The following is a 26,853-nucleotide window of genomic DNA, read 5'->3' on the forward strand; positions in this document are numbered from 1 at the left end:
CGGTGGGGCGGGTGGGCAAGCGCCGTAAGCTGCGCTGCCCACCCGCCCCACCGGCAAAAATAGCGCCGGGCGCTAGGCGTGGTGCGCTTGGTACTGGGGCTGGCCTTTTTTGCGTTTTTTGCGGCGGCCACCCACCAGTAGCCAGCCCGCGCCGGCCAGCAGCAGGCCCACGCCAATGGCGGCGGCTTGCTTAGGCAATTTGTCTTCCACAGGCGGCGGCAGGTGCTCCACGCCGCTGGCGTCGGTGCGGGCGGGCTCGTGCAGGTAGCGGCCTTGGGTGGGCAGTGGGTAGTCGTTGGCGAGGTGCTGCAAGTCTAGCATGGCTTGCAGGCCAGTCATCACTGGGCCGTGGCCGCAGCCAATGTGGCGGGGCTCCAGCGCCGCCAGCGTTTGCACCGATTGCTGGCACTGGTCCCAGTCGTAGTTGAAGGGCGGGCCGGCCACGCTGATTTTGGGCAGCCCCAGTAGCACGGCCGGCAGCGACTCGTGGTCGGTGGTAGCAAAGGCATCGCCGGCGAGCAGGGTGTGGTCGGCTTCCCGGAATAGGGCAATCTGGCCCGGCGCGTGGCCCGGCACGTGCAGCCAGCGCCACTGCGCCAGGTAGGGCGGGTGCTCCTCCTTAAGCGGCAGCGCCTCCACAACATCCTTTAAATTAGGTAGTTGCGTAGGAAAAAACCGGCTCATAAACGCCAGCGAGCCGCCCACGGTGGGGTCGCTGGGCGGGTACAGGGCCTTTTGCGTCACGTACGGAAGCTCCAGCGGGTGCACTACCACGGGCACGCCCCAGGCAGTGGCCAGCTCCAGGGCCGAGCCCATGTGGTCGAGGTGGCCGTGGGTGAGGATAATGCACTGCGGCTTGGCCCCCGGCCCATACAGCTGCGTGGCCGCCGCCCGAATTTCTTTTTCCGAGCCCGGCAGGCCCGTGTCAAGCAGCACCCACTCGTCGGGGGTGCCGGTTTCGATAAAATACACGTTTACAAAACGCTTGATGCGCAACTGAAATACGCCGGCCGCTACTTGGTCCATAAGCTAGTAAGGAGGGAAAAGGAAGGTAATCGGTAGCATACGGCCGCATACCGCCCAGGGGTGCGGCGGCGCCTACTTCACGGGCCGGGTCGTGACCGTGCCGCTGGCTTTATCTACCTCAAAAGCCGCCTTGTTGGGCATGCGTTTCGCCCAGTCGGTGCGGGGCACCAGCACCTGCCAGTGCGTATCCACGTCCACCACGCTGGCCGAGTCGGGCACGTAAAGGGTGGCATTGGGCAGCGTTTGCACGAAGCGGCCCACGGCGGCGCGGGCGGCCTCGGCGGTGGGGGCACCCGGGGCAGTTGCCGCAGCGGAAGCAGTGGCATCGGCCGGCGCGGCGGCGGTGGGGGCGGTGGCTGACTGGCAACCGGCCAGGGCCAGCAGCAGTACAGCAGGAAACAGGAGTTTGGACATGCCGCAAAGCTAGACCCTACGCCCGCCCCCGCCCGGCCCGCCAACTGCACGCCTTCGTTGTTACTACCCGCATTCCCGCCAGTCAATTTTTTATGTCAGCTACTTCCTCCGCGCCGGTCATCAGCCCCGAGCGCCTAGCCACCGCCTACTCCTACGCCACCTACCGCCAGCTCATTGACGGGCTGCTGGCCGAGGGCCACACCACCGGCCCCCAGCAATCAGAGGAGCTCACCGAATACACGGTGCTGAACGTGCAGCGCATGAGCCGCCTCGACAAAACCATGAAGCTCCGGCCCGAGCTGGTGGCCGCTGCCAGTGGCCTGCGTCAAAACTATATCTGGCTGATAATCACCGAAGGCTGGTGCGGCGACGCCGCCCAGCAGCTACCCGTGCTGGAGGCCGTGGCCCAGGCCAGTGCCGGCCACCTGCGCACCGCCTACCTGCTGCGCGACGACAACCTCGACCTCGCCGACCAGTACCTCACTAACGGCAGCCGCTCCATTCCTAAGCTGGTGATGCTACACGCCGATACCCTTACCGAAGTAACGCACTACGGCCCCCGCCCCGCCGAAGCCCAGGCCCTGATAGTCAGGCTGAAAGCCGAAGGCATGGCGCACGACGACTTCATCCGCGAGCTGCATGCCTGGTACGCCCACGACCGCACCCAAGCTACCCAGCACGAGCTGCTGGATTTGTTGCAAGGCCTTGGTTAGTTGATAAGTATAAAAAACGTCATGCAGACCGCAGGGAAGCATTTCGCATGCAGCAGTAGAATTATTTCTTGCAACGATTCGAGCAAGATGCTTCCCTGCGGTCTGCATGACGTTCTTTTGCTCACTGCTCACTGCTCACTGCTCACTGCTCACTGCTCACTGCTCACTGCTCACTGCTCACTGTCTTTTCCAACGTGAGTAGTATAAGAGGCTGGCGGGGGCGGCCAAAGCGCGTAGTAGCTGGAAACGGCTCGCTGGCGCCGGTGCGGCGGTAGCCCCGGCGCTCGTACCACGCCAATAACTCAGTGCGTAATTCTAATACGCTCATCTTGAGTAAGTTACAATGGGCTTGCCGGGCGTGCATCTCAATAGCCTCCAGCAGGAGCCGGCCCAGGCCGTGCGCCTGGGCTTCCGGCACTACGGCCAACATGCTGAAATAAAGTACTTTACTCTGTTGCTCCAAATAGATGCACCCCACCAGGCTGCCCGCCGCCGTTTCGGCCTTGAGCAACGTGGTGCGGGGCGCAGCCAGCATTTCTTGCAGCGTGGCCTCGTCAATGCGTGGGCCTTCGAGCAGGTGACCCTCGGCGGTCCAGCCGGCGCTGGCGGCCTCGCTCCGGTAGGCGCGGTTGATGACGTCGGCCAGGGCGGGCACGTCGGCCGGGGTGGCCGGCCCGATGTGATGAGTCAGATTTTTATCCACCTGGCAAAGGTAGCCGGCTCGCGCTGGCCCGTTTAAACTCCGTTTAATTTCTTGTTTTCCCCTTTCTTTTTCCCATGAATCTTTCCCAAAATACCATCTTGCTCACAGGCGGGGCCACGGGCATTGGCCTGGCGCTGGCCCAGCGCTTTGCGGCGGCCGGCAGCCAGGTTATCATCTGCGGGCGGCGGACCGATAAGCTGCAAGAAGCGCAGCAGCAAGTGCCTGGTTTGCATTATTATACCTGTGACCTGGCCCTGGCCGCCGACCGCGCCGAGCTGGTCCGGCGCGTAACGACCGACTTCCCGGCCCTTAACGTACTGCTCAACAACGCGGGCATCCAAAACCGCTTCCAGGTAGCCGACCTGCCCGCCGACCTCGCGGCCTGGGAGCAGCAGCGCCAGGAAATTGCCATTAACCTGGAGGCCCCCGTGCACCTGGCGGCGCTGCTACTGCCGCACCTGCGCCAGCAGCCGGCCGCGGCCATCATCAACGTGTCGTCGGGCTTGGCGTTTGCGCCGATGGCGGCCGCGCCCATCTACAGCGCCACCAAGGCGGCGCTGCACTCGTTCACGCTGTCGCTTCGGCGGCAGCTGGCCGACACCGGCGTGCGGGTGCTCGAAATAGTGCCGCCCGCCGTCAATACCGACCTCGGCGGGCCGGGCCTGCACACCTGGGCCGTGCCCGTCGATGAGTTTGCCGATAGCATTGTGGCCCGCCTGGCGGCCGGCGAGGAAGAAATAGGCTTTGGCACGTCGGAAAGCATCCGGCAAGCCTCCCGCGCCGAGCTGGATGCCCGCTTCAAGCAAATGAACGGGTAGCGCGAGCAGCGTAAAGGCATAGCTCGCGACAGCTTTCGCTACAAGGCTTATATGTAAGACGTTTGTCATTGCGAGCGCAACGCAGTGGAGCGCGGCAATCGCACCAGAACGAACTATTTGGGTGTCGTTCTAATGCGATTGCTGCGCTCCACTGCGTTGCGCTCGCAATGATAAATTATTCTCCTAAACACAATATAATCAATAAGTTATTGCGAGTTTTGTTTCTCAATTGACCGTTCAACGCAGCATCAGCCGGCTACACTGGCCCGCCGCATTGCCAGCAGAAAGCCGCTTCGGGCCGGTGCCCGGTGGCCCGGCAGCGGGGCAGGCGGCGGGCTTCACCGCCGGCGCGCCCGCACTAGCCGGCAGCGCCATTTGGGCCGACACAATGCCCGTAGGAACCGCGATGATGGCGTAGCCCAAAATCATGAGCAGCGAGGCCAGCGACTGCCCCAGTACCGTGTGGGGCGAAATGTCGCCGTAGCCCACCGTGGTCAGCGTGACAATGGCCCAGTAAATACTTTTGGGAATGCTCGTAAAACCGTTGTGGCCGCCCTCCACCACGTACATCAGCGAGCCCACCGCAATAGACAGCATGAGCACGGCGGAAAGGAAAACCAGGATTTTAAATCGGCTAGCTTTCAGGGCGGTAACAATAAACTCGCCCTCGCCCACGAAGCGCCCCAGCTTGAAAATGCGAAACGCCCGCAGCAGCCGCAACGTGCGGATAGCCAGCAGGTAGCGGCTACCGGCAAAGAGCAGCGCCGCCAGCGTGGGGATGAGGGATAGAAAATCGATGATGCCCAGCACACTCAGCGCGTAGGCCAGGGGGCGGCGCACTGCCAGCAGCCGGGCCAGGTATTCAAGCAGAAAAAGCCCGGTGAAAAACCACTCCAGCCCCCGCAAGTACGGCCCAAACTGCTGCCGGATTTCCTCCACGCTGTCGAGCAGCACCGTGCCCACGCTCAGCAGGATGGCGGCCAGCAGCCCAATATCGGAGGCGCGCCCCGCGCGCGTATCTGACTCAAAAATAACGCGATAGGCCGTGTTTTGCCAGCCGGGACCCGCGCTGCGGGGCTGTAATTGCAAAGGGTAGAAACGGGGCCCCGGGGCCGGGGTTGCGCCGCGCTGGCGCGGGCCGGGCCTATCCAAACGAAACCGATAGCTGGGGCAAAAAACTGGGCGCTAGCTTGCGGCCCCACCGCTCTTATGCCCGTTTTACTTCATGCCCCGCCCCTTCGCTTCTTACCGCGCCGCCCTGCTGGCCGCCCCCCTGGCCCTGGCCGCCTGCCAAGGCCCGCCCGCCCAAACCACTGACCAGCCCGCCACCGCCACCAAGCCGGCCGCAACCGCCGATTCGGCGGGCGGCAAGTATCTGTCGCAGCCGCTGCTTAGCAACATCTACACCGCCGACCCCTCGGCGCACGTCTTCAACGGCAAGCTCTACATCTACCCCTCGCACGACATTGAGGCCGGCATTCCGGAGAATGACAAGGGCGACCACTTCGCCATGCGCGACTACCGCATCCTGTCGCTGGACAGTGTTGGTGGCAAGGTGACCGACCACGGCGTGGCCCTCGACGTGAAGGATGTGCCCTGGGCCGGCCGCCAGATGTGGGCCCCCGACGTGGCCTTCAAAAACGGCACCTACTACCTCTATTTCCCGGTGAAGGACAAGCAGGACGTGTTCCGCATGGGCGTAGCCACCAGCCCGTCGCCCACCGGCCCGTTCAAGGCCGAGCCTAAGCCCATCGCGGGCAGCTACAGCATCGACCCGGCCGTGTTTACCGACACCGATGGCAAGGCGTATATGTACCTGGGCGGCCTATGGGGCGGGCAGCTCCAGCGCTGGGCCACGGGCACGTACAATGCCAATGCTCCCGAGAAAAAGCCCGACGGCAACGAGCCCGCCATCAGCCCCCGCGTAGCGCTGATGAGCCCCGACATGAAGCAATTTGCCAGCCCGGTGCAGGAGCTCAAAATCGTGGATGAAGCCGGCAAGCCCCTGCTGGCCAGCGACACCAAGCGGCGCTTCTTCGAGGGCGGCTGGCTGCACAAGTACCAGGGTAAATATTACTTCTCGTACTCGACCGGCGACACGCACCTGCTGGTGTACGCCGTGAGCGACTCGCCCACTGGCCCCTTCACCTATAAAGGCGTAGTAATGAACCCAGTGCAGGGCTGGACTACCCACCACTCCATCGTCGAGTTCAAGGGCAAATGGTACATTTTCTACCACGACACCCAGCTCAGTAATAAAACCTGGCTGCGCAACGTGAAAGTGACCGAGCTAAAGCGCAACGCTGATGGTAGCATCGTAACGATTAACCCGTAATTATCTGGTAGTTAGAAAATAAAAGAACGTCATGCTGAGCTTGCCGAAGCATCTCTACCGCGCCGTGAGGATTAGTACCCCAGCGGCGCGGTAGAGATGCTTCGGCAAGCTCAGCATGACGTTCTTTTTTGGCAGTTGATTTTAACTGAAGCCCGCTTACGCCAGCACCTCACCCACCTGCGCAAAGCGCACGCCCTGCGCTAGCAAGTCGGACTTGGCGGCGGCCATACCCTCGGCCGAGATGCCCCGCGTGGCATCTTCCAGCACCGTCACCCCAAAGCCTTCGCTGCGGGCGTCCTTGGCGCTGAAATACACGCAGTAGTCGGCCGCCAGGCCGGCTACAAATACCTCCGTGATGCCCCGCGCCCGTAGGTAAGCCGTGAGGCCCGTGGCGCGGCGGCGGCCATTGTCAAAAAAAGCGCTGTAGCTATCTAATTCAAGGTCAGTGCCTTTGCGAAAGATGGCTTCCACGCGGTCTAGGTTGAGGGCGGGGTGCAGGGCCGCGCCCGGCGAGCCCTGCACGCAGTGGTCGGGCCAGAGGCGCTGGGGCAGGCCCTGCCACTCAATCTCACTAAACAGCTCCTGCCCGGGGTGGGCGCTGGCGAAGCTGCGGTGCCCGGCCGGGTGCCAATCCTGGGTAGCTACCACCAAGTCGAAGCGCGCCTGCAAGTTATTGAGCGATTGCAAGATGGCGCCGCCATCGGCCACGGCCAGCGCGCCACCGGGCAAAAAGTCAAGCTGAAAGTCGATGAGCAGGAGACAGGTCATAAGAGGAGAGTAGGGTAAGCTTTAGCTTGCTGCTGGTAGGTGAAAAAATGTGTGGTAAGCTTCAGCTTGCCGGGATAACTGCCTTCGGTTTGCGCCAACGTGGCAAGCTAAAGCTTACCCTATAGCGGGCGTTATCTCGGCAAGCTAAAGCTTACCGCACATCGTCCAGCTTGAGTACCTGTGCTGAGTGGGCCCGCACGCTGGCCGTCAGCTCCGGGTTATCGGCCAAATGCTGGCCAAACGACGGCACCAGCCGGCGGAACGTAGCCTGCCACTCGGGCGTGGCCGCGTGCTCGGGAAAGCAGCGCTGCACCAAATCCAGCATAATGCTCACGGCCGTGCTGGCACCCGGCGACGCGCCGAGCAGCGCCGCAATGGAGCCGTCGGCCGCCGTCACTACCTCAGTGCCAAACTCTAGTACGCCGCCCTGCTTCTTGTCTTTTTTGATGACCTGCACGCGCTGGCCGGCCATTTCCAGCTCCCAGTCCTGGGGCTGGGCCTCGGGGAAGTACTCGCGCAGGGCCGCAATGCGCTGCTCGGGCGTTTGCATCACCTGGCCGATGAGGTACTTAGTGAGTGGAATGTTGCGCGCCCCGGCGTAGAGCAGCGGCCGAATATTGCCTAGCTCAATCGAGCGGAACAAGTCGGTGTACGACCCACTTTTCAAAAACTTGGTGCTGAAGCCGGCGTAGGGGCCGAATAGCAGCTCCTGGCGGCCGTCTATCTGGCGGGTGTCGAGGTGGGGCACCGACATGGGCGGCGAGCCCACGGCGGCCTTGCCGTACACCTTGGCGTTGTGGCGGGCAATCACTTCGGGCTGCGTGCATTTCAGCCACTGCCCGCTCACAGGGAAGCCGCCAAAGCCGTTGGCCTCCGGAATGCCCGATTTTTCGAGCAGCGTGAGCGAGCCGCCGCCCGCCCCAATAAACACGAAGCGCGTGTACACCTTGCGGCTGTCGCCGGTGGCGCGGTCGCGCACCTTCACGCGCCACAGGTTGCCTTCCTTGCGCTTGAGCGCCTCTATTTCCTGGCCCAGCTCGAAGGCCACGCCCGGCTGCTGGCGCAGCTGGTCGAACAAGGCGCGGGTGAGTGCGCCAAAGTTTACGTCGGTGCCAATGGCCATGCGCGTAGCCGCCACTGGCTGGCTGGGGTCGCGGCCGGTCATCACCAGCGGCATCCACTGCGCCAGCTGGGCGGGGTCGGTGCTAAACTCCATGCCCGCAAACAGCGGCGAGCCCAGCATGGCCTCGTAACGCTTGCGCAGGTAGTCCACGTTACCCTCACCCCACACAAAGCTCATGTGCGGAATGCTGTGGATAAAGGCATTCGGGTCGGGCAAGTCGCCGGCTTCTACCAGGCTGGCCCACAGTTGCTTACTGAGCTCAAACTGTTCGGCAATCTTATCGGCCTTCGAAATGTCCACGCTGCCGTCGGGCAACTGGGGCGTGTAGTTGAGCTCGCAAAACGCCGAGTGGCCAGTGCCGGCGTTGTTCCAGGCATCGGAGCTTTCGGCGGCCACCGCGTCGAGGCGCTCATACACGGCAATGGTCAGGCTGGGGTCAAGCTTTTTGAGCAGCACGCCCAGCGTGGCACTCATGATGCCCGCCCCAATAAGTACGACATCAGCGGTAAGGGGCTGAGCGGGCGAAGACTTTAAATTCATATCTAAAAAGAAGAGATTAGCGCAGCGTAAGGTATTTTTGTGAGCTTCACCTTAGTATGGCCGAATATGGGCCAGCAAGAGAAGTAAAGCGAAACCAATAGAATTAATCAGTGGCGCCTGGGCGCACAGAGAAGAATTGAGTGATGAATAGTGAGCCAGCGGGTTGTTACAGCATTGTTTACAGTAGTACGGCCATTGTCGATTTTACGGAGAAAAGTTTGCTCCAGCTGCTACACCGCGCGCGCAATTTCAACGCGCAGGCGGGTATCACGGGCGTGCTGATGTACGGCGGCGGCCGGTTTACGCAAGTGCTGGAGGGCTGCCCGGCGGCCGTGCGCTGCCTCTACGCCCGCATCGTAGCCGACCCCCGCCACGGCCGCCTCGAAAAGCTGGCCGACGGCCTGATAGCTCGCCGCGAATTTACGGAATGGCACATGAGCTTTGCCCCGCCGCCCGCCGGTTTTCAGCAGCTGCTGGGCTACCTTACGCCGCCGCAGCTGGTGGTGGCCAGCGCCGGCACCGCGGTGCAGCCCCTGCTCAGCGAGTTTATGACGTCGTGCTTCGAGCCGATTGCCTGCTAGGCCCCACCAAACGCGAAGCGCTGACGTAGCTCCCAGGGCCCACCCCGGTAGGCCCACAGCGCCAGCCCCGTGCCCTGTGCCGTAAAAGGCTCAAAGCCAGTTGTTAACTCCTCGTACAACGCCCGCGCCACGGCCGGGTCTACCTTGTTTTGCGCCGTAATGTGGGGGCGCAAGCCCTGCTGGTCTTGGGCCGATAGCCAGGCCTGCCACTGCCGCTGCAAGCCGCGGTGCAGGGCCGGCAGGTCGGGGTTGTCCAGGGTATACATCACGCCCCGGCCCATAAACTTGAGGCCCGTTACTTGCAAGGGCAGCGGGCCGGACTGGGCGGCGGACACTTCGATAAGATGCTGGCTAATAGCGCTTTCCTCCGCACCCGGCAGGGCGTGAAACAAGGTGAGGTGGGCCCCGAGGTAGTTGATTTTGGGTGGAAAATACTTTTTGCGCTGGGCATCAAAAAACGCCTGGCTGGCCTCGTCGAGGGTCAGCGTCAGGATAAGGGGGGCATTGGTCATGGGGCGGTTATACGCAAAACCGGGCTAGCGCGCCTGTTCCAGCGCCGCCAGGTCGGCCCCGCAGATGGCTTGCTGGTGGCGCGTGATTTTGGCAGCATCCCAGTGCCACCAGGCCACGGCTTGCAGGCGGGCTACGGTGGCCTCGTCGTAGCGCATGCGTACCACGGTGGCCGGGTTGCCGGCCACGATGGCGTAGGGCGGCACCTCGCGCGTGACCACGGCTCGCGTGGCCACAATGGCCCCGTTGCCCACGCGCACGCCCGGCATCAGCAGGGCATCGTGGCCCAGCCACACGTCGTTTTCTACTACCAGGTCGCCCTTGCTGGGAAACGTGGCCAGGTCGAACGCCGCCTCCCAGCCCTGCCCAAACACCGGGAACGGATAGGTGGTAAACAAGTCGGTGCGGTGGTTGCCGCCGTTCATAATAAACGTGACCCCCGAGGCAATCTGGCAGAAGCGCCCAATGCGCAGCTTATCACCGATAAAGGGAAAGTGGTAGCGCACATTGCGTTCGAAGTTGCGCACGTCGTCGAAGTCGTCGTAATACGTGTAGTCGCCCACCTCAATGAGCGGATTGGTGATGATGTTCTTCAAAAATACCAGCCGCTCGTGGCCGCTAAGCGGGTGACGCGCCTCGGGCGACGGGCCGGTAGGAGTAGGGGAGTGAGGCATTGCCTGAAGATGATTAATAATTGATAATCTACTGTAAATCAGTGAGTAAAATTAGAATTTCAAGCCAACGGAAAGGACCTAAACTGGGCCGGCTGGCGTTTACTAGATAATGCAGACCGACCTCTTTTTGCCCGTTCTCAATAGCCCCGCGCTGGCCCAGCCGCTAGCGCCCGCCGCCGAGGCTACCCGCACCCACGGCGCAAAACTATGGCTGCCGAAGCGTGTGCTGTTCACGCCCGCCGCCCTCGACGAGCCCTACGGCCAGCAGATGCTGGCCCGCGCCACGGCCCTGAATCTCGACATCGAGCTGCTCAAAAGCAACCGCCTCACCGGCCTGCGCGGCGACGATGAGCGTGCCACCTACCGCACCGCCAAAACCACGCTGGCCGTGGTAAATGCCCCCGCCGGCGCGCTGCGCCTGCAACCCACGCCCCCCTCGGCCGACTACCAGCTCAACCTGGCCGAGGGCTGCCCCGCGCACTGCCAGTACTGCTACCTGGCCGGCAGCCTCAGCGGCCCGCCCGTGGTGCGCGCCTTCGCCAACCTGCCTAAGCTGCTGGAAAACACGCAGGTATATGAGCAAGCCGGCCGCCCCGTAAGCTTCGAGGCCAGTTGCTACACCGATGTGCTGGGCATCGAGCACCTCACCGGCGCGCTGGGCGAAGCCATAAAATACTTCGCGGGCCGCGAAGGGGCGCGCCTGCGCTTCGTGAGCAAGTACGACCACGTGGAAACCCTGTTGGGCTTGCCGCACCAAGGCCACACCCGCGCCCGCGCCTCGCTCAATGCCGAGCCGCTGGCCCGGCAGCTGGAGGGTGGTACGGCCAGCATCGAGGCGCGCATTCAGGCGCTGCGGCGGCTGGCGCTGCCGGTGGCGCAGGGTGGCGGCGGCTACCCGGTGGGCGTGCTGCTGGCCCCCATTATGCCCCTGCCCAACTGGCAGCGGCACTACGGCGAGCTATTCGACCGCTTGCAGGCAGCCTTCGATTTTGACTGCGACCTCACTGTGGAGTTCGTCACGCACCGTTTCACGCCCGGCTCGAAGGAGGTACTGCTCGGCTGGTACCCCAACACCGCGCTCGACCTCGACGAGAGCACCCGCGCCGTGAAGCGCAACAAGTTTGGCGGTCTCAAATACGTGTACGACCAGCCCACTATGAAGGAGCTAAAGGCTTGGTTCTACGCCGAGTGGCAGCGCCGTTTCCCGCACGCGCCGGTGCAGTACTGGACGTAGGTGCTACAAAGTGAAATGCTTCTAACATGTAATAGATTCTAACTTAGCCCTCATGAAATTTGAATTTCGCGCTAGTAAAGAGAAAGATAAAAATAAATTTATAGGGTCTTGGCAGGAAAAAGGTTGGCAAGAGATTGCACTACCTTTTACAGTTAGCAATCTCATCTCATTACTTGAAAACGTAGTGAATGGTAATGCCGTGTTCACTCATCAGGATGTTGCGCATTGGTGTGACAATTTTATAATGATGAGTCGCGCAACGCGACTTGCACCGATGGATACATCTGCGGCAGAGATTGCCGATGATGTGTCCGTTCAGTGGGACATGTTCTTAGCCAATACCTACACATTTGAACAGCTTCAGGAGCTAGATTTCTCTATTATTTATCTGCCGGAGGAGTGGTTTGTAGATTGGCTACAGCGTGCTCAAAAAATAGTGCATTGATTAGGATATCAGTAGAATACAAACTGAACGGTCCTGCTTCAGCACCCACTCCGAAAGTCGGGGTAATCGGCAAAGCCCGGCGCAACCAAGTCATCAATCCGGATGATGTGGTCGAGGCGTACTTCCTCACCCGAGGCTAATTGGGCGTACTCCACGTGGTCGCGGGCGAAGAAGGTTTTGAATACGGCCGTGCCTTGGCATAGCTGACGTAAGTCGTTGAAATACTGCAAGTACACTTGCTTCTTGCGGGTGGCCAAGGCCTCCAGCTCATCGTAAAAGCCGCAGGCAATGGGTTGATAATCAGCAGGCATTGACTAAATAATTACTAATGAGTTTGTTATGCTTTCTTGCGTAGCAACAGCAATAGGCCGCCGGCCACCAGCGCGGCCACGCCGGCTACCACGGCTGCTTTGGGCACGGGCTTTTTATTAACCGCATATACGGGGGTATGCTGGGCCACGTCGGAGTCGAGGAAGTGCTGGCCGCTGGTGGCGGCCAGTATCAGGCGCGTGGCCTCAGCTGGCTGGTCCCACTGCGGAAAGTGGCCGCAGTGCTCAAACCAGTACAGGCGGGCATCGGGAAATTTCTCCAGCGCCAGCTTCGACTGGCTGGGCAGGCACACTTTATCCTGCCGCCCCCAGCCGATAACCAGCGGGCCCGGAATGGAGCCTTTGGGCGCGCCCTGCTGTTTTTCGCCGTAGGCCAGGTTGTGCAGTAATTCATCAAATGAGGGCGCGTTCGCGAAACTGCGCATCTCATCCAAGGCCACCGGCCCTGGTATTTGCCAGGGGTGGGCAGAAAACTGCGCAAACAGCGCCGTGCGCGTCGCTGCGTTACCTGTTAGCAAAGGCATTATCGGCTGCAAGGCCCGCACCAGCTTGGTCGAAAGGGCCACGCTGTGGTAAAACACCGGAATTTCCCAGCCCTGCCAAAACCCGCCGGGGTCGAGTGATACCACCGCGCCCAGTACGCCGCCGCGCCGGGCCAGCTCCAGCACCAGCCGCGCGCCCATCGAGCTGCCCACCGCATCAATACCCAGCAAGTCGTGCGTGCTTAGAAAGTCCGTTACGGCATCGGCCAGCGTGCCAATAGTAACCGGCCCGCTCAGCGGCGGGGTAGCGCCAAAGCCCGGCAAATCCACCGCAATTACTTCGCGCTCAGCTGCTAAGCCATCTAGGATGGTTTGCCACGAGCGCCAGCTGCCGCCAATGCCGTGCAGGAGCAAGAGCGGCTTACCAGTGCCGCGCCGGATGAAATTCATTTCCATGAGAAGGGGAGTTAAGACAGCGGCTAGAAAACCAACCCATCTGGCGCAAACACTAGCGGGGCCGGGCTTTTGCTGGATAGTCTACGCGAGCGGCCCTTTTTTGGTCGTTTTTGCCGGGGGGCCGCCCCGCCAAAATCTGGTCAGCGCCCACCAGTTGGCACAATACCAGCCATCGCTAGCTTTCATTTGCTAAATGGGATGTACCTTTGGAGCACAAAAGGCAAATCGCCACGTTTCAGTACCATTAAGTAGTTTGCGCTACGTTAATAGATAGGTTCGCTGCTGCTTGCTTTATCACAACCCCATTTTTCCCCTAGCATTATGCAGACAGGAACCGTAAAATTCTTCAACGAAACCAAAGGCTTCGGCTTCATCAAAGTAGACAGCACCGGCGAGGACGTATTCGTTCACGTAACGGACCTCGTTAACGAGATTCGTGAAAACGACAAAGTGCAGTTTGAAATTGCTCAGGGCAAAAAAGGCCCGAACGCAGTTAAAGTGTCGCTCGTTTAGTTCGCCACGCTAGCTTAGAAAAGCGGCATCCTTCCTGGGATGCCGCTTTTTTTTTGGCGCTACCTGGCGAGCGGGAGGGAAAACACTTCGCTAAAAGGGAACGGTAGCCGGTCGCGCCGCATCTTTGCGCCCCTCACTTGCCCATTGCCATGACCATCCCCGTTTATCAAATCGACGCCTTTGCGCGGCGGCCCTTCACCGGCAACCCGGCCGCCGTGTGCCCCCTCGACGAGTGGCTGCCCGCCGAAACTATGCAGCTGATTGCGGCCGAAAACAACCTGGCCGAAACCGCTTTTTTCGTGCCGCTCAGCGGCGAAGAGGCTGATTTTCACCTGCGCTGGTTCACGCCTACCTTCGAGATTGACCTGTGCGGGCACGCTACGCTGGCCAGCGCCCACGTGCTGTGGAACGAGCGCGGCTACGCTAAGCCCGAAATAGTGTTCCAAAGCAAAAGCGGCCTGCTGAAGGTGCGCCGGGAGGCCGATGGCAAGCTGGTGCTCGACTTTCCGAGCCGCCCGCCCCATCCGCTAGTTCCGGCCGAGCACCCCGAAGTGCTGTTGCGCGCGCTGGGGCCCGGCGCGGCCACGCCGCTGGCCGTGCTGGCCTCGCGCGATTTGGTGGTCGAGTTTGCCCACGCCGACGAGGTACTGGCCCTAAAGCCTGATTTTGTGGCGCTTATCGACCTGGGCTACATTGGCCTTATTGCTACCGCGCCGGGCAGTGGCACGGTCGATTTTGTGTCGCGCTTCTTTGCGCCCGAGGTGGGCGTGCCCGAAGACCCGGTTACCGGTTCGGCGCACAGCACGCTCATCCCGTTCTGGGCCGAGAAGCTGGGCAAAACGGAGCTGTTTGCCCGCCAGGAATCGGCGCGGGGCGGCGAGCTGTGGTGCCGCCTGCGCGGCGACCGCGTGGATATCGGGGGCTACGCCGTTACGTTTTTGCGCGGTGACTTGCAGCTATAAATGAGCTGGGTAACCACAAAAAAACGCCCGGCGCAGTGCGTCGGGCGTTTTTTGAATACCTGCGTAGGGTTGCCAGCCGCTAGGTGACCGGCTTCCGTAATCCCTTCTACAGCAGGTTATATACGGCGCTAAAGTACGAGCTAAGCGTAAACGAGCTGGCGCTGCCGTTGGAGGCCCACGCGGGGCTCACCATGTTCATGCTGCCACCGTCGCCGTTCCAGGCCCAGCCCAGCACGGTCCAGCCTTTGCTTTTGCCGTAGCTCACGATGCCCGACCAGTTGGCCGGCCCCGACGGAGAATTGCCAAACTCGCCGATGAGGCAAGGCCGCCCGGCCGAGGCCAGGTCGTCGAGGTCGGAATTTTGCAGCGTGTGGTTTTTGCCCTGGTTGTAGCCGTTGGGATACACGTGCACCGACAGGATGATGTTGGTATCGTTGATTTTGGTGCCGCCCGTGCCCTTTACGGCGGCGGCGGCGGTGGCCGTTTCCTGGCCGTAGCCCGGAATGTCGAGAATAATGGGCCCGCCGTACACCTGCCGCACCGTGCTAATGGCACTGTTGTAGGCCGAGGCATAGGCATTCGATGTAATGTTGTGGCTGCCCCACTCATTGATGAGGTTGATGGTAAAGCCGCCGCCGAGGGTGGCGTAGTTGGCTTTCCACCAGTTGCCGGCGGCCGTTACTTCGGCCGCATTGTCGCTGCCTAGCACCGACGACTTGTGGTAGGTGGCAATCACGGCGTAGCCGTTGGCCTTGGCCTGCGAAATCCAGCCTTTGGCCTGCGTCACGTAGCCGGGCTCAATCTCGATGCGCACGGTCTTGATTTTGGTTTGCTGCTTCATCAGCGCCCAGCCAAAGTTGGGGTTGCCCCCGTTGTAGTACGACGGCTGCAGGTTCACGCCGTTGCCCAGGTTCGCCGTGAGGTCGGCCGTGGTAGCGGGGGTGGCGGCTTGGGGGGCCGGGGCGGCCTGGTGGGTGTTGCAGCCGCCGAGCAGGGCACTGGCTCCGAAGAGCAAGCTGGCCAAGCGGGCCGGGCGGGTGGTGGAAGAAAAGGCAGGGAAAAGACCCATGTGGAGAAAAGGAAAAAAGGGTGGGAAATGAGAAACTTTGCGGCTGCAAGGTAGAGCTCATCAAAACCCTCTCTATAATAGGCTTTTATCATTTATTGGCCCAGGAAGCCGGGGGTGTCGCGGTGTCGCGCTGGGGCCGGGGCGGCCAGGGCGGCCGGGGCCCGTAGCGAGTATATACCCGCGGGCGATACGCCCGGTCACTAGTAGCTTGCAACTTCGTTTCCACAAGCCTTGCTCTGCACTTACGCGCTATGACTGCTACCCCTACTGCCAATCGCCTCGCCTGCATCATCGTCGACGACAATGAGATTAACCGGCTGACGCTGGAACACTTGGTGGACCTGACGCCCGAGCTGGAGCTGGTGGCGTCGTTGCCGGGGGGGCTCGAAGCGCTGGAGTTTTTTCGCAACGGGGGCCAGTGCGGCTTGGTGCTGCTCGACGTAGAAATGCCCACCATCACGGGCCTGGAGCTGACCAAGCTGCTGCCCAAGCCCGCCCCCGCCATTGTGCTGGTAACCACGCACCGCGATTTTGCGGTGGCAGCCTTCGAGCTGCAAGTAGTTGACTACCTGGTGAAGCCAGTGGAATTTATGCGCTTCAGCCAAGCCATAGCCAAGGTGCTGGCCCTGCGCCCGCCCGCCCCGGTGGCCCCACTGCCCGCCCCCAAAGCGCCCGAGTCGGCCAACGACTTATTCGTGAAAGTTGGCACCAAAACCATCAAAGTCAACTTTGCCGAGGTGCTCTACATCGAGGCCTTATCCACCTACTCGGTGTTGGTAACGGCCACCCAAAAGCACATTGTGTACCTCACCCTCAAAGCGCTGAGTGAGCGCCTGCCCTTTGCCCATTTTGTGCGGGTGCACCGCTCCTACATCGTCAATATTCGCCGCATCGAGGCCATTGAGGACAATATGATTAAGCTCGGTACCCACGAGGTGCCGATTGGTAAGTCGTACCAGGAAGAGTTTACCCGCCACTTAAGAAGCCTGTAAGTAATGAGCAGTGAACAATGAGTAGTTTTCGCTGCTCACTGCTCACTGCTCACTGCTCACTCGGTAGTTCGCGGGGAAGCTCGGTGAGCACGCGCTGCACCTGGGCGGCGAGTTGGGCGGCGGCGGTGGGTAGGCGTGGGTAGTTGGCTACGGCGGCGGTTTCGAGCTGCCGCACGGCATCGGCCACGTGGTGCACACCCACCGATTCGAGGCTGGGCTTGATGTGGTGGGTAATTTTGGCGGCCTCATCCCAATTGCCGGTGGCGGCGGCGGCGCGCAGCTGGGCTAGGCTTTCGGGAATGTTGCGCAAAAAGGAGCGGATTATTTTCAGCACAAATTCCTCGCGGCCCCGCGCCAGCGCCCGCAGCCGGGTGAGGTCGTAGGCGGCCGCAATGGCCGGGCCCGGCAGCAGCTGCACCAGGGTTTGGTACACTTCCTCCTCCTCGAAGGGCTTGGCCAGGCAGGCGTTCATGCCGGCGGCCAGGTAGCGGTCGCGGTCGGCCCGAAACGCATTGGCCGTGAGGGCGATGATGGGCAGGTTGGCCCGGGCCGGGTCGGGCAGCGCCCGAATGGCCGCCGTGGCATCGAGGCCATTGAGGCCGGGCAGCTGAATGTCCATCAGCACCAGGTCGTAGGGCAGGGCCGCGTCGCGCACCCGGTGCACGCCGGCCAGGCCATCCTCTGCCTCCTCTACCACCGCGCCCCAGCCCTCAAATAGCAGGCGGGCCACGGTGCGGTTTATCTCATTGTCTTCCACCACCAGCAGCCGGCGGCCGTGCAGGGCACCGGTATCGTAGGCGTCGGGGCCTTGCAGGGCGCCCGCGGGCGCGTCGGCTTTGGGCAGGGTGAGGGTGAAGCCGAAGGTGCTGCCCACGCCCACCTCACTGCTGATGGTGAGCTGCCCGCCCAGCTGCTCCACCAGCGCCCGCGAAATGCTCAGGCCCAGGCCCGTGCCGCCAAAGCGCCGGGTGGTGTCGGAGTAGGCCTGGGTGAAGCCCTCAAAAATCATCTCCTGCTTGTCGGCAGCAATGCCGATACCCGTGTCTTCCACCGTGAAGCGCACGGTGAGGTTGGTGGCCGTTTCGGCCAGCTGCTCGCCAATCACGATAATGCGCCCGCCCGGCGCGGTAAATTTTATCGCATTGGCTACCAGGTTGATAAGAATCTGGTTGAGGCGGTGCGGGTCGCCCAGCACCCAGGGGTAAGCGCAGGTAGTGCGTAGCGGCGTGCCGGCAAAGTGCAAGCCTTTTTCCTGGGCCTGGGTGGCCAGCGGGCGAATGGCCTCGCCCATCGAGTCGCAGAGGTTGAAGGGCACGGCTTCCATTTCCAGCTTGCCCGAGGTAATCTTGGCCATGTCGAGCACGTCGTTGATAACGTGCAGCAGGTGCTGGCCCGCGTGCCGGATGGTGCGCACAAAATCCTGTTGGCGGGCATTGAGCGTGGTTTTGCCCAGCTGGCTGGCCATGCCCAGCACCCCGTTGAGGGGCGTGCGAATTTCGTGGCTCACGTTGGCCAAGAAGTTTTCGCGGGCCAGCACGGCGGCCTCGGCGGCGGTTTTGGCTCGGCGCAGCTCCTGCTCGGCCTGAATGCGCTCGGTAATATCCTGGCCGTAGCCGATAACGTAGGGCGGCTGGCCGGCTTCGCGCACCAAGTGATTGTCGTAGAGCAGGTAACGCGGGCCGTTGGGGCTGTTGATGGCCAGCACTCCGCGCTGGTTGTCGGTAGCCTCAAACTGCTGCAAGTATTCCTGCACCCTGGCCTGGTGCGCGGCGGGCACCAGCTCGGGCAGCTGGCAGCCGGGCTCCAGGGGATAGGGGCGTTGCAACAAGCTGGTGGCCATGGGGTTGGCGGTGAGCACGGTGCCCTGCAAGTCGTGGGTGCAGATTAGCGCCTGCGAGTGCGTCATCAGGTCGCGGTACTGCTTTTCGCGCTCGGCCAGCGCCTGGTCGGCCAGTTTTTTATCGGTGATGTCGGTGCTCACGCCCAGTACTTGGCGGGTGCCATCGGGCCGCAGCAGCGGGCGCTTGATGGTGTAGAGGTAGCGCGTTTCGCCCGAGTTGAGGGTTATTTGTTGCTCGTAACCCAGCTGCTCGCCGCTCGCCATCACTTGCGCGTGGGTGGCGCGGTACGAGTCTACTTCGGTGGCCTGGTCGGTGGTAGGGTCGGGGCTGTGGCCTTCGCGCAAGTGGGTAGCCTGGCTGCTGAGCGCGGCGGCCACCCGATTTTGAAAAATAAGCTCGCCCCCCGTGTCGCGCACAAAGATGGAGCTGGGAATGGTGTCCAGGATATCGCTGATAAAGGCTTGCTGCTCAGCTAGCTGCTGCTCGGCCTTGACGCGCGCCGTGGTTTCGGCCAGGTAGAGGGTAACGCTACCTGCGGGGGGGACGATGGCCGCCTTTTGCAGTAGAAAGTGCCGCTCGCCCACGCGTATTTCGGTGGCGTGGTCGTGGGTGAGCACTGCGGCTCGCAGCTGCTGGCGCACCCACACCTGCTCGGCCCGGCTCAGGCCCTGGCTCAGGGCCCGGGCGGCGGGGTTGGCATACAGCTGCCGGCCCGTGCTGTCGAGGCGCACGATGGGGTTGGGGTTTTGCTCCGATAAGGTGGCTAGCGCCTGAATTTCGGCCAGCAGAAAGGGCGTAAGCTCATCAGCTGGGGCGGCCGGGGCGGGTTGGGAAGGCATAAGGACGAGAAAGCGGCAGGGCTAGCAAAGCGAATAGCAGCGAAAATAACGTAGGCAACCGGAAAAACGGGGTAGCCAGTAGCTCGCCGCGGGGGCCAAGTACCCTTTTTTACGCAAAAAAGCCTGCTTTCCAGTAGGTAAGAGGCTTTTATAGTTTGCGGTAAGCTCCACTGGGAGCGGTAGTTAGCGCCCTAGCACGATGCGCACTGGCTGGCCCAGGTAATCGGTGAGCGCAACCAGGCTGCTGCCGAGCCCCGCGTACTCAGCTTGCAGGCTCAGGGCCGCGTGCGGGGGCACTTGCAGCTGGAAATATCCTTCGGCATTCGTGATGGCAATTTGGCGGGAGCTGGTAGTTGGAAACACGCACACACCGGGGCAGGGCTGGCCATCGGCATCGAGCACGGTGCCCGTCAGGTAGAGCAGCGGTGCGGCTGCCGGCGTGGCCAGCACCAGCAGTACCGGGGGCTGGCCGGCGGCCGGCTTGCCCAGCGCCACCAGGGTGGCGGGCCGCAGCTGCGTGGCCGCTGGCCGGCTGGGGGTAGCTCGAACGGCCCCCAGCCGGGATGCAGTGGCGTGGTGCCCCAGTGACCGGGCGGCAGGGCCACCGGTCGGCTGGGTAGGAGCTGCCCGGGCCGGCCCGCCCGATAGGAGGAGCGCGGCAACGGGGGCAGCCCAGGTAAAGCGAAGGCGTAGCATAAAAGAGCGAGGATAAAGTACCAGTGGGCTGCCAGAGAATGTTTTGTACTTCAAAGTAGTTGCCTCGTCAGAGGCTTTGCCACGCTTGGTATCCGAATGACTGCTTTTGCTAGCCCGATGGTTTATGGGGGCGGGTGCGGTATTTTTATCAGATTGAATAGACTTACAGCAAGTTTGTAGTCAGACCCATCGCCCGCCCCGTTCGCTAGCCTGAGAATCGCGTTGTAGCTGGCTGTTTCAGATATAGTTGATTGCTAAGTAGTTAATAGTTAGTGGCTCGCCGCTGGGGGGGTGTAAGCAGGCTTTTGCCAGCTGCAAGCGGGCATAAAAAAACCTCCCTCAGGTACTGAGAAGAGGTTTTGAAAAGAAGTTTGGGCGGGGCCCGCTACTTATTGGCCCAAGGTGATGCGCAGCACATCGGTTGAAGGCGCGGCAACTTCCACGCGGCTGCTGCCCACCCCAAAATACTCTACCCGCAGCGACACGGGCCCGCCCATAGGCACGGGTAGCGCAAAGGCACCATTGGCATCGGTCACTACGAGCTGGCGCGGCGCACCGGCGGGGTACACGCTGGCACCGGGGCAGGGCTGGCCATCGGCATTGAGCACAATGCCCTTGAGCTTCAATACCTGTGGGGCGGCGGGCGCGGCAGCCAGCTGCTCGGGGGCCACGGGTACGAGGGTGGTAGTGGGGCCGGCCGGTTGGGCAGCGGGCGTTTTTTTAGTGGTAGTAGCGGCCGGGGCTTTGGTCACCGTGTCGAGCACTTGGTGGGTGTGGCCGACGGGGCGCTTGCCGGTGGGCCCCGTGCCCGCTAGCGCAGACCCAGCTAGTACTAAAGTAGAGAAAGCCGCGGCGAAAATGCGAATAGTGAAGAATTTCATAGTAGAGCGAGGCGGGCAGGCGGCGAGGGCTGTTGGATATTAGGGTGAATTAGTATCCTTTAACAAAGCTACCCGGGTACTATGTTTTGCCAAAGCTCCGCTATCCGAATGGGCCGCTTTCGTGGCCCAATTGGTACTTTCAACCGATTAGATTTACCTGTGCTATGGCGCGGCGGCTATTTGGCGCGGCCGGGCTTGCGCGCTACGGTGGTAGTGGCCAGGGCGCGGGCCGGGTTATCCTCCAAAAATTTACCCCAGCTTTTGGCACCGGCCTTCACGTTGTTGCCCTGCTGGTAGTGGTGGCACAGGGCCACGGCCAGGGCGTCGGTGGCGTCCAAAAACTTGGGGGCCTCCTCGATGGGCGGTAGCTCCAGGGTTTGGCGTAACATGCGGGCTACCTGCTCTTTATCGGCCGCGCCCGAGCCGGTTACGGCCTGCTTGACCTTGGTAGGCGCGTACTCCACAAACGGGATATCGCGCGACAACGCGGCGGCAATGGCCACGCCCTGTGCCCGGCCCAGCTTGAGCATGCTCTGCACGTTGACGCCGTAGAACGGGGCCTCAATGGCCAGCTCGTCGGGCAGAAACTCGTCGATGAGCTCCAGCATGCGGGTGAAAATCCGCTTTAGCTTTACGGCGTGATTCGTCCCGAGCGCCTTCATATTGATAACGTCGTATTGCAGCACCTTCACGTGCTGCCCGCGCACCTCAATAATGGCGTAGCCCATAATCTGGGTGCCGGGGTCGACGCCCATGATGACCTTCTCGGCCGGGGGGAGCCGTTGAATGGGGGCGGGGGGCAAATTGCGGGAAACGGCCATGTTGGTCAAAGTTACGCCCCGCCGCCCCCCGGCCCACCCCGCCGCGGCCCGCGCTGGGTGCTGCTGGCCAAGGTGGGCATCACGCTGCTCACGCTGGGGCTGCTGTACCACTCGGTGTTTGCCGCGCCCGACACGGCCGCGGCCTGGCGGCAGCTAGTGGCCGCCACACTCAGCGGGGCGGGCCGCGGGCCGGTGCTGGCCGCCCTGGCCTTGGTGCCCTTCAACTGGGGCCTGGAGGCCTGGAAGTGGCAGCTACTGGCCCGACATCTGGAGCCGGGCCACTCCTATGGGCGCAGCCTGCGGGCGGTGCTGCTGGGCCTCACGCTGGGCTTCGCTACCCCCAACCGGGTGGGCGACTACGCCGCCCGCATCCTGGAATTGCACAGCCGGCGGCGGCTCGATGCGGTGGGGGCCGTGTTTTTGGGCCGCTACGCGCAGCTGGTGGCTACCGTGCTGGCGGGTGGGGCGGGGCTGCTGTATTTCTTGCTGAAATTTTACCTGGGCGGCTACCCGGCGGCGCAGGTGGGCGTGGTGGCGGCGGCTGGGCTGGCCAGCGCGGCGGTGCTGCTGCCGCTCTACCGCTCGCGCCTGCTACTGGCGGTGCTGGCGCTGATGCGGCCGCTGCGGCGCTTCCGGCGCTACCTGGCCGTGATGCCCACCTACCGCCCCGCCGAGCTGCACGCGGTGCTGGGCATTTCGGGGCTGCGCTATGCCGTGTTTTGCGGGCAGTTTTTGCTGCTGCTCTATGCCTACGGGGTGCGCACGCCGCTGGGGCCGGCTATGGCCGCCGTGGCGGGTACGTTCTTGTTTAAGTCGCTGGTGCCCTCGCTCAACGCGTTGGCCGACGTGGGGGTGCGCGAGCTGTCGGCCACGCACCTGTTTGGCCTGTTGGGGCAGCCGGTGCTGCCAGTGCTGAGCGCCAGCCTGAGCCTGTGGGTAATCAACATTGCGCTGCCCAGCGCGCTGGGCCTGTTGCTGCTGCCCGGCCTGCGCGTATTGCGCGAGCGCAAGGCCCGATGATGGGGCTGCTGGGGGCGTTGCTGCTGCTGGGGCCGGTGGGGTACGCGCTGGTGTGGGGCTGGCTGCGGGGTGGGGGCACCTCACTGCCTGGGAGCACCTCACCCCCTAGCCCCGGTTCGCTTCATGCGCGAAGTCCGAAAAAAGAGGGGGAACTAGCTCCAGAGTCTGGTTTAGAGCTAAAGGCTAGTTCCCCCTCTTTTTTGGAGAGGGGGCTAGGGGGTGAGGTGCTCCCGGCTGGGCTGCTATTCTCCGTGCTCATCGCCGCCCGTGACGAAGTCGCCGCGCTGCCGCGCTTGTTGCAATCCCTTGAAAACCAAAAATTAAACCCGCAGCTGTTCGAGGTGCTCGTAGCCGACGACCACTCCACCGACGGCACGGCCGCACTGCTGGCGGCGGCGGCCTCCACCATGCCCTTTGCCCTGCGCCTCATCTCCCTACCGCCCGGCGCTACCGGCAAAAAAGCCGCCCTGGCCGCCGCCGAGGCGCAGGCCCGCGCCCCCTGGGTGGTAGGCACCGACGCCGACTGCCGCCCCGGTCCCGGCTGGCTGCAAGCGTACGCTGATTTGGTTAATCATCAATCAAGCAAGGAGTTGCATTTTATTAGCGGGCCAGTGCGGCTCACGCCAGGCGGCGCGTGGTTTGATGGGCTGCTGGCACTGGAGTTTGCGGGGCTGGTGGGAGTGGGGGCGGGGTGCATCGCCCGGGGCCGGCCCACCATGTGCAATGGGGCCAACCTGGCCTACCGGCGCAGCACGTTTCACGAAGTAGGCGGCTATCTTGATAACCAAGGCATTGCCAGTGGCGACGACGAATTTCTACTGCACAAAATCCACCAGCGCTACCCGGCCGGGGTGCGGTTTCTGGCCGAGGTCGGGGCCGTGGTGGATACGTCCGCGCCGGGCACGCTGCGGGCGCTGCTGCGGCAGCGGGTGCGCTGGGCCAGCAAGTATCCGCACTACCGCACGGCCGCCCCGCGCCAGCTGGCGCTGCTGGTGGTGGGGGCCAATGTGAGCCTGGCGCTGGGCCTGGGGCTGGCGGTAGCTTGGCCGGCGCTGGGGCCGTGGGTGGCCGCCGGCTGGGTGCTCAAGCTGGGGGCCGATGGCTGGCTGCTCTGGCCCATGTTGGGCCTGTTGCGGCGGCGGCGCTGGCTGGGGTGGCTGCTGCCCTTGCAGCTGCTCTACGCGCCCTACGCGCTGGCCGTGGGCCTGGCCGCCCGGCGCGGCAGCTACGCCTGGAAGGGCCGGCAGGTACGGTAATTCAGCTGCTGTGAGACCAGATGAATATTTTCTGAAATAATCAGTTTTTCAGGAAGCAAAAGCTGAACGGTAGGGTTGTATAAAAGGACTTATTTCTTCACTGCCATGCGTACCAACCAAGCAAGCTTTGCCCTTTCCATTGGCATGGGCATCATCGTTTTATTAATTGGGTTTCTGGCGCTGAGTGCGACGGGGCTGGTTGGGTTTGCGGCCGGTGATGCACGGGAGAACTTGGACAAGCAGTTAAAAAAGGAAGCAGAAGATTTAGGTGAGCACGATATATCTTATGGTGACACAAGTTCTGCTACCAATACATACATTCCTTCTTCCAGTAAAGAAGCTAGCGCTATCGCGGCGGGCGACATGCTTTTCAAAAACAATTGTGCCCAGTGCCACGCTGTGAACGACAAAGTGGTGGGCCCGGCGCTGGCTGGCATCAGCAAGCGCCGGCCCACACCGTGGCTTATTAAGTGGGTAAAAAACTCTAGCAAAGTCATTGCCAGTGGCGACGAATACGCCGTGAAGCTATTCGATGAGTATGGCAAGCAACAGATGCCCGCTTTTCCGCAGCTTTCGGACCAGGATATTACCATCATCGTAGCCTGGGTGAAGTCGCAGGAAGGTAGCGGTATGATTGATGATAGTAGTTTGGCTGAAAATACAGCTGCTAACTAACTCGCGCTACTGCACAAGCACTAGCGCCGTGCTTCCCGGTACGGTAACACCGCTCGCGCCGACGCTCAGCGTTTCCAACCCGCTTTGCTTGATGTCGAGGCCGCGCAGCACCACCTTGTAGCTGCCAGCCGGCACGGGCACCGTGGCGGGCTGGGGCTGGCCGTTGAATAAGACGGTGATGGTTTGCCAGGCGTCGCCGCCCGCGTGGTCGGTCAGTTGGTAGCCGATGGTGCCGGGTGGCAAGCCCGGTAAAAAGGTAAGATGCTGCGCAATAAGTGCTTGCGTGGGTAGCCGAAAGGCCGGGTGCGCCTTGCGCAGGGCCAGTAGCTGCCGGTAGAACGTAGCCACGGCGGGGTACTGCGCCTTGCGGCCCCAGTCGATTTGGTTGATACTATCGGGCAGGTTGTACGAGTTGGAGGAGCCCTTTTTGGTGCGCAAAAAGTCGTCGCCGATGGGCAGGAACGGCACGCCCTGCGATGTGAATACGATGGTGTTGCAGAGCGCATCCATCCGAATTAATTCCTCCTCGCTGGCCGTGGGGTTGGCAACGCGCAGCTTGTCCCAGAGGGTGCGGTCGTCGTGGCAGGCCACGTAGTTGAGAGCCTGGCCGGGCTGGCTGGCCCAGGGCGCTTTGCTGTAGTTAACCTTCTGGTAATCAAGCTGCGGGTGCTGGGTGGCGGCCACGATGCCGAATTTCACGCTCTCCTCCAGGCCCAGCTGGCCGCCCACGAAGCCGGCCTCCGCTTGATGCGCGTAGTGGCCTTTCACGCCGTCGCGCAGCTCGTCGCCGAAGGCGGCAATGCGGTTGAGGCGGGGCAGGTTGGCCTTCACGGCGCGCAGGGCTTCGGGCAGGGGGCTGGGGCCGGCCGCCCAGCCTTCGCCGTAAATGAAAATGCGGTGGTTCTGTTGGTCCAGGGCCACGCGCACGGCCCGCATGGTTTCGAGGTCGAGCACGCCCATGAGGTCGAAGCGGAAGCCATCGACGTGATAGGCGCGGGCCCAGTGGCTGGTGGCCTCTACGATGAGCTTGCGCACCATGGGCCGCTCGGAGGCGATTTCGTTGCCGCAGGCCGTGGCGTTGGAGAGCGTGCCATCGGCATTGTGCCGGAAATAATAGCCCGGCACCAGCTGCTCAAACGCGCTCGTGCCGGCGTCGGCCACGTGGTTGAACACTACATCGACCACCACCGCCAGCCCGCGCTGATGCAGCGATTGTACCAACTGCCGAAACTCACGGATGCGGACGGCCGGGTCGGCGGCATCGGTGGCGTATGAGCCCTCGGGCACGAAATAATTAAGCGGGTCGTAGCCCCAGCTATATCGGCTGGGTGCGGCGGGCAGGCTCTCGTCAATGGCTGCGAAGTCGTTGACGGGCAGCAGGTGCACGTGCGTAATGCCTAGTTCCTGCATATGCTGCAGGCCGGTGCTCACGCCCTGCGGGCCGGCGGTGCCGGTTTCGGTAAAACCCAAGTACTTGCCCTTGTGCACGATACCTGACTGTGGGTCGCTGGACAGGTCGCGCACGCTCACCTCGCCCACCACAATGTCGGTGGCATTGAGCGGGCGGGGGCGGCGGTCGTCGGCCCAGTCGGGTGGGGCAGCGGCGGCCGCGTCGAGCCAGGCGCCGCGGTGGCCGTTTACGCCCACGGCGCGGGCGTAGGGGTCGGCTACTTCGGCCATGGCGTGGCCCTTAATGGTGGCCTGCACGGTGTAGAAGCCCGTGGTGCCGGCCGGCAGGGTTGCCACCCAAGTGCCACTGGTACTATGGATTAGCTCGTGGGTGGCGGTGGGCGCGCCGCCCGTGCCCGCCGCGTACAGGCGCAGGCGCAGGGCTTCGGCGGTGGGGGCCCACACGCGCAGGGTGCCCTGGCCGGTGCGCGGGTCAAACGTCAGCCCCAGGTCGGGCCCCTGGTAAAAGGGGTACTGGCCGAGCGGGTAGCGGGCGGCATCGGGGTAGGGCGCCTGGGCCAGCGCGGTGGCGGGGAGGGAAAGCACGAGCAGCAGGCAAAACAAGCGGCGAATCATGCAGGCAAAGTAAGGCCCGCCCGGGGCCCGCGCCGCCACCGGGCGAATACGGCCCATTGGTCTGGAAAGCCCCGTCCCCGGCCGACTAAACCGCTAGTTCGACTAAACCCCT

At 62.6% G+C, this 26,853-nt stretch carries 28 protein-coding genes; 12 read left to right on the forward strand and 16 right to left on the reverse strand.

What is annotated here, in order from left to right; genetic code table 11:
- Positions 1-72: 72 nt before the first annotated feature.
- Both ACYVGC_RS18830 and ACYVGC_RS18835 read right to left on the reverse strand, forming a co-directional pair.
- Positions 73-1,026, reverse strand: a complete 954-nt coding sequence (locus ACYVGC_RS18830) for an MBL fold metallo-hydrolase (RefSeq protein ID WP_460585402.1) — start codon at positions 1,024-1,026, stop codon at positions 73-75.
- A gap of 72 nt (positions 1,027-1,098) precedes the next feature.
- Positions 1,099-1,440 carry a hypothetical protein gene (locus ACYVGC_RS18835; RefSeq protein ID WP_460585403.1) on the reverse strand — a complete coding sequence of 114 codons (342 nt, stop codon included), beginning with the start codon at positions 1,438-1,440 and terminating at the stop codon, positions 1,099-1,101.
- A gap of 92 nt (positions 1,441-1,532) precedes the next feature.
- On the opposite strand from ACYVGC_RS18835, the gene ACYVGC_RS18840 reads away from it, so the two are divergent.
- Positions 1,533-2,153 carry a thioredoxin family protein gene (locus tag ACYVGC_RS18840; protein WP_460585404.1) on the forward strand — a complete coding sequence of 207 codons (621 nt, stop codon included), beginning with the start codon at positions 1,533-1,535 and terminating at the stop codon, positions 2,151-2,153.
- 163 nt (positions 2,154-2,316) lie between these two features.
- Here the strand turns inward: ACYVGC_RS18840 and ACYVGC_RS18845 are convergent, their stop codons facing one another.
- Positions 2,317-2,856 (reverse strand): GNAT family N-acetyltransferase, encoded by a 540-nt coding sequence (locus tag ACYVGC_RS18845; RefSeq protein ID WP_460585405.1) that lies wholly within the window; start codon positions 2,854-2,856, stop codon positions 2,317-2,319.
- Positions 2,857-2,930: 74 nt separating this feature from the next.
- On the opposite strand from ACYVGC_RS18845, the gene ACYVGC_RS18850 reads away from it, so the two are divergent.
- On the forward strand, positions 2,931-3,674 hold the full coding sequence (locus tag ACYVGC_RS18850; RefSeq protein WP_460585406.1) for an SDR family oxidoreductase: 744 nt from the start codon (positions 2,931-2,933) through the stop codon (positions 3,672-3,674).
- 237 nt (positions 3,675-3,911) lie between these two features.
- Here ACYVGC_RS18850 and ACYVGC_RS18855 read toward each other — a convergent pair whose 3' ends face one another.
- A complete protein-coding gene (locus ACYVGC_RS18855; RefSeq protein ID WP_460585407.1) occupies positions 3,912-4,763 on the reverse strand; it encodes an ion transporter in 852 nt (283 codons plus the stop codon).
- A 136-nt stretch (positions 4,764-4,899) separates the two neighbouring features.
- Between ACYVGC_RS18855 and ACYVGC_RS18860 the strand changes: the two genes are divergently transcribed.
- The gene (locus ACYVGC_RS18860; RefSeq protein WP_460585408.1) at positions 4,900-6,009 is read left to right on the forward strand and encodes a glycoside hydrolase family 43 protein; all 1,110 of its coding nucleotides are present in this window, start codon (positions 4,900-4,902) and stop codon (positions 6,007-6,009) included.
- 156 nt (positions 6,010-6,165) lie between these two features.
- Here ACYVGC_RS18860 and pncA read toward each other — a convergent pair whose 3' ends face one another.
- Positions 6,166-6,777, reverse strand: coding sequence for a nicotinamidase (pncA, locus tag ACYVGC_RS18865; protein WP_460585409.1), 612 nt, complete (start codon positions 6,775-6,777; stop codon positions 6,166-6,168).
- 151 nt (positions 6,778-6,928) lie between these two features.
- Positions 6,929-8,440 (reverse strand): malate:quinone oxidoreductase, encoded by a 1,512-nt coding sequence (locus tag ACYVGC_RS18870; protein WP_460585410.1) that lies wholly within the window; start codon positions 8,438-8,440, stop codon positions 6,929-6,931.
- A gap of 143 nt (positions 8,441-8,583) precedes the next feature.
- Between ACYVGC_RS18870 and ACYVGC_RS18875 the strand changes: the two genes are divergently transcribed.
- Positions 8,584-9,021, forward strand: a complete 438-nt coding sequence (locus ACYVGC_RS18875) for a BLUF domain-containing protein (protein ID WP_460585411.1) — start codon at positions 8,584-8,586, stop codon at positions 9,019-9,021.
- Here ACYVGC_RS18875 and ACYVGC_RS18880 read toward each other — a convergent pair.
- A complete protein-coding gene (locus tag ACYVGC_RS18880; protein WP_460585412.1) occupies positions 9,018-9,533 on the reverse strand; it encodes a 2'-5' RNA ligase family protein in 516 nt (171 codons plus the stop codon). The genes ACYVGC_RS18875 and ACYVGC_RS18880 overlap by 4 nt on opposite strands.
- 24 nt (positions 9,534-9,557) lie before the next feature.
- Entirely contained in the window at positions 9,558-10,205 is a 648-nt protein-coding gene (locus tag ACYVGC_RS18885) for a CatB-related O-acetyltransferase (protein ID WP_460585413.1), read from the reverse strand.
- Positions 10,206-10,314: 109 nt separating this feature from the next.
- Here ACYVGC_RS18885 and ACYVGC_RS18890 point away from each other — a divergent pair, with 109 nt between their 5' ends.
- Positions 10,315-11,439: a spore photoproduct lyase family protein gene (locus tag ACYVGC_RS18890; RefSeq protein WP_460585414.1), complete on the forward strand. Its 1,125-nt coding sequence runs from the start codon at positions 10,315-10,317 to the stop codon at positions 11,437-11,439.
- Between the two features lie 52 nt (positions 11,440-11,491).
- Positions 11,492-11,884, forward strand: a complete 393-nt coding sequence (locus tag ACYVGC_RS18895) for a hypothetical protein (RefSeq protein ID WP_460585415.1) — start codon at positions 11,492-11,494, stop codon at positions 11,882-11,884.
- A gap of 38 nt (positions 11,885-11,922) precedes the next feature.
- Here the strand turns inward: ACYVGC_RS18895 and ACYVGC_RS18900 are convergent, their stop codons facing one another.
- Both ACYVGC_RS18900 and ACYVGC_RS18905 read right to left on the reverse strand, forming a co-directional pair.
- Complete coding sequence (locus tag ACYVGC_RS18900) at positions 11,923-12,195, reverse strand: hypothetical protein (protein ID WP_460585416.1); 273 nt, start codon at positions 12,193-12,195, stop codon at positions 11,923-11,925.
- Positions 12,196-12,221: 26 nt separating this feature from the next.
- Positions 12,222-13,151, reverse strand: coding sequence for an alpha/beta fold hydrolase (locus ACYVGC_RS18905; RefSeq protein ID WP_460585417.1), 930 nt, complete (start codon positions 13,149-13,151; stop codon positions 12,222-12,224).
- Between the two features lie 321 nt (positions 13,152-13,472).
- Here ACYVGC_RS18905 and ACYVGC_RS18910 point away from each other — a divergent pair, with 321 nt between their 5' ends.
- Together ACYVGC_RS18910 and ACYVGC_RS18915 are read left to right on the forward strand one after the other, a co-directional pair.
- A complete protein-coding gene (locus ACYVGC_RS18910) occupies positions 13,473-13,664 on the forward strand; it encodes a cold-shock protein (RefSeq protein ID WP_151087837.1) in 192 nt (63 codons plus the stop codon).
- A 149-nt stretch (positions 13,665-13,813) separates the two neighbouring features.
- The gene (locus ACYVGC_RS18915; RefSeq protein WP_460585418.1) at positions 13,814-14,626 is read left to right on the forward strand and encodes a PhzF family phenazine biosynthesis protein; all 813 of its coding nucleotides are present in this window, start codon (positions 13,814-13,816) and stop codon (positions 14,624-14,626) included.
- 106 nt (positions 14,627-14,732) lie between these two features.
- Here ACYVGC_RS18915 and ACYVGC_RS18920 read toward each other — a convergent pair whose 3' ends face one another.
- Complete coding sequence (locus tag ACYVGC_RS18920; protein ID WP_460585419.1) at positions 14,733-15,695, reverse strand: glycoside hydrolase family 5 protein; 963 nt, start codon at positions 15,693-15,695, stop codon at positions 14,733-14,735.
- 251 nt (positions 15,696-15,946) lie between these two features.
- Between ACYVGC_RS18920 and ACYVGC_RS18925 the strand changes: the two genes are divergently transcribed.
- A complete protein-coding gene (locus ACYVGC_RS18925; RefSeq protein WP_460585420.1) occupies positions 15,947-16,687 on the forward strand; it encodes a LytR/AlgR family response regulator transcription factor in 741 nt (246 codons plus the stop codon).
- 49 nt (positions 16,688-16,736) lie between these two features.
- On the opposite strand, the gene ACYVGC_RS18930 is transcribed toward ACYVGC_RS18925, so the two are convergent.
- The 4 genes from ACYVGC_RS18930 to ruvC all read right to left on the reverse strand — a co-directional run bounded on the left by ACYVGC_RS18930 (position 16,737) and on the right by ruvC (position 21,765).
- Positions 16,737-19,367, reverse strand: coding sequence for an ATP-binding protein (locus tag ACYVGC_RS18930; RefSeq protein WP_460585421.1), 2,631 nt, complete (start codon positions 19,365-19,367; stop codon positions 16,737-16,739).
- 183 nt (positions 19,368-19,550) lie between these two features.
- A complete protein-coding gene (locus ACYVGC_RS18935) occupies positions 19,551-20,063 on the reverse strand; it encodes a carboxypeptidase regulatory-like domain-containing protein (protein WP_460585422.1) in 513 nt (170 codons plus the stop codon).
- Between the two features lie 389 nt (positions 20,064-20,452).
- A complete protein-coding gene (locus tag ACYVGC_RS18940) occupies positions 20,453-20,944 on the reverse strand; it encodes a carboxypeptidase-like regulatory domain-containing protein (RefSeq protein WP_460585423.1) in 492 nt (163 codons plus the stop codon).
- Between the two features lie 176 nt (positions 20,945-21,120).
- A complete protein-coding gene (ruvC, locus tag ACYVGC_RS18945; protein ID WP_460585424.1) occupies positions 21,121-21,765 on the reverse strand; it encodes a crossover junction endodeoxyribonuclease RuvC in 645 nt (214 codons plus the stop codon).
- Positions 21,766-21,822: 57 nt separating this feature from the next.
- Here ruvC and ACYVGC_RS18950 point away from each other — a divergent pair, with 57 nt between their 5' ends.
- From ACYVGC_RS18950 to ACYVGC_RS18960, 3 genes are all read left to right on the forward strand, one after another.
- Positions 21,823-22,785 carry a lysylphosphatidylglycerol synthase transmembrane domain-containing protein gene (locus ACYVGC_RS18950; protein WP_460585425.1) on the forward strand — a complete coding sequence of 321 codons (963 nt, stop codon included), beginning with the start codon at positions 21,823-21,825 and terminating at the stop codon, positions 22,783-22,785.
- Between the two features lie 251 nt (positions 22,786-23,036).
- Positions 23,037-24,041 carry a glycosyltransferase gene (locus ACYVGC_RS18955; protein ID WP_460585426.1) on the forward strand — a complete coding sequence of 335 codons (1,005 nt, stop codon included), beginning with the start codon at positions 23,037-23,039 and terminating at the stop codon, positions 24,039-24,041.
- Between the two features lie 105 nt (positions 24,042-24,146).
- Positions 24,147-24,716: a c-type cytochrome gene (locus ACYVGC_RS18960; RefSeq protein ID WP_460585427.1), complete on the forward strand. Its 570-nt coding sequence runs from the start codon at positions 24,147-24,149 to the stop codon at positions 24,714-24,716.
- Positions 24,717-24,722: 6 nt separating this feature from the next.
- Here ACYVGC_RS18960 and pulA read toward each other — a convergent pair whose 3' ends face one another.
- Positions 24,723-26,741, reverse strand: coding sequence for a type I pullulanase (gene pulA / locus ACYVGC_RS18965; protein ID WP_460585428.1), 2,019 nt, complete (start codon positions 26,739-26,741; stop codon positions 24,723-24,725).
- Positions 26,742-26,853 lie beyond the last annotated feature (112 nt).

This window comes from Hymenobacter arcticus (assembly GCF_054779975.1).

Coding starts and splice junctions, on each gene's coding strand:
- ACYVGC_RS18830 (WP_460585402.1), bottom strand. CDS start 1,026: ATGGACCAAGTAGCGGCCGGCGTATTTCAGTTGCGCATCAAGCGTTTT.
- ACYVGC_RS18835 (WP_460585403.1), bottom strand. CDS start 1,440: ATGTCCAAACTCCTGTTTCCTGCTGTACTGCTGCTGGCCCTGGCCGGT.
- ACYVGC_RS18840 (WP_460585404.1), top strand. CDS start 1,533: ATGTCAGCTACTTCCTCCGCGCCGGTCATCAGCCCCGAGCGCCTAGCC.
- ACYVGC_RS18850 (WP_460585406.1), top strand. CDS start 2,931: ATGAATCTTTCCCAAAATACCATCTTGCTCACAGGCGGGGCCACGGGC.
- ACYVGC_RS18860 (WP_460585408.1), top strand. CDS start 4,900: ATGCCCCGCCCCTTCGCTTCTTACCGCGCCGCCCTGCTGGCCGCCCCC.
- pncA (WP_460585409.1), bottom strand. CDS start 6,777: ATGACCTGTCTCCTGCTCATCGACTTTCAGCTTGACTTTTTGCCCGGT.
- ACYVGC_RS18870 (WP_460585410.1), bottom strand. CDS start 8,440: ATGAATTTAAAGTCTTCGCCCGCTCAGCCCCTTACCGCTGATGTCGTA.
- ACYVGC_RS18875 (WP_460585411.1), top strand. CDS start 8,584: ATGAATAGTGAGCCAGCGGGTTGTTACAGCATTGTTTACAGTAGTACG.
- ACYVGC_RS18880 (WP_460585412.1), bottom strand. CDS start 9,533: ATGACCAATGCCCCCCTTATCCTGACGCTGACCCTCGACGAGGCCAGC.
- ACYVGC_RS18885 (WP_460585413.1), bottom strand. CDS start 10,205: ATGCCTCACTCCCCTACTCCTACCGGCCCGTCGCCCGAGGCGCGTCAC.
- ACYVGC_RS18890 (WP_460585414.1), top strand. CDS start 10,315: ATGCAGACCGACCTCTTTTTGCCCGTTCTCAATAGCCCCGCGCTGGCC.
- ACYVGC_RS18895 (WP_460585415.1), top strand. CDS start 11,492: ATGAAATTTGAATTTCGCGCTAGTAAAGAGAAAGATAAAAATAAATTT.
- ACYVGC_RS18900 (WP_460585416.1), bottom strand. CDS start 12,195: ATGCCTGCTGATTATCAACCCATTGCCTGCGGCTTTTACGATGAGCTG.
- ACYVGC_RS18905 (WP_460585417.1), bottom strand. CDS start 13,151: ATGGAAATGAATTTCATCCGGCGCGGCACTGGTAAGCCGCTCTTGCTC.
- ACYVGC_RS18910 (WP_151087837.1), top strand. CDS start 13,473: ATGCAGACAGGAACCGTAAAATTCTTCAACGAAACCAAAGGCTTCGGC.
- ACYVGC_RS18915 (WP_460585418.1), top strand. CDS start 13,814: ATGACCATCCCCGTTTATCAAATCGACGCCTTTGCGCGGCGGCCCTTC.
- ACYVGC_RS18920 (WP_460585419.1), bottom strand. CDS start 15,695: ATGGGTCTTTTCCCTGCCTTTTCTTCCACCACCCGCCCGGCCCGCTTG.
- ACYVGC_RS18925 (WP_460585420.1), top strand. CDS start 15,947: ATGACTGCTACCCCTACTGCCAATCGCCTCGCCTGCATCATCGTCGAC.
- ACYVGC_RS18930 (WP_460585421.1), bottom strand. CDS start 19,367: ATGCCTTCCCAACCCGCCCCGGCCGCCCCAGCTGATGAGCTTACGCCC.
- ACYVGC_RS18935 (WP_460585422.1), bottom strand. CDS start 20,063: ATGCTACGCCTTCGCTTTACCTGGGCTGCCCCCGTTGCCGCGCTCCTC.
- ACYVGC_RS18940 (WP_460585423.1), bottom strand. CDS start 20,944: ATGAAATTCTTCACTATTCGCATTTTCGCCGCGGCTTTCTCTACTTTA.
- ruvC (WP_460585424.1), bottom strand. CDS start 21,765: ATGGCCGTTTCCCGCAATTTGCCCCCCGCCCCCATTCAACGGCTCCCC.
- ACYVGC_RS18960 (WP_460585427.1), top strand. CDS start 24,147: ATGCGTACCAACCAAGCAAGCTTTGCCCTTTCCATTGGCATGGGCATC.
- pulA (WP_460585428.1), bottom strand. CDS start 26,741: ATGATTCGCCGCTTGTTTTGCCTGCTGCTCGTGCTTTCCCTCCCCGCC.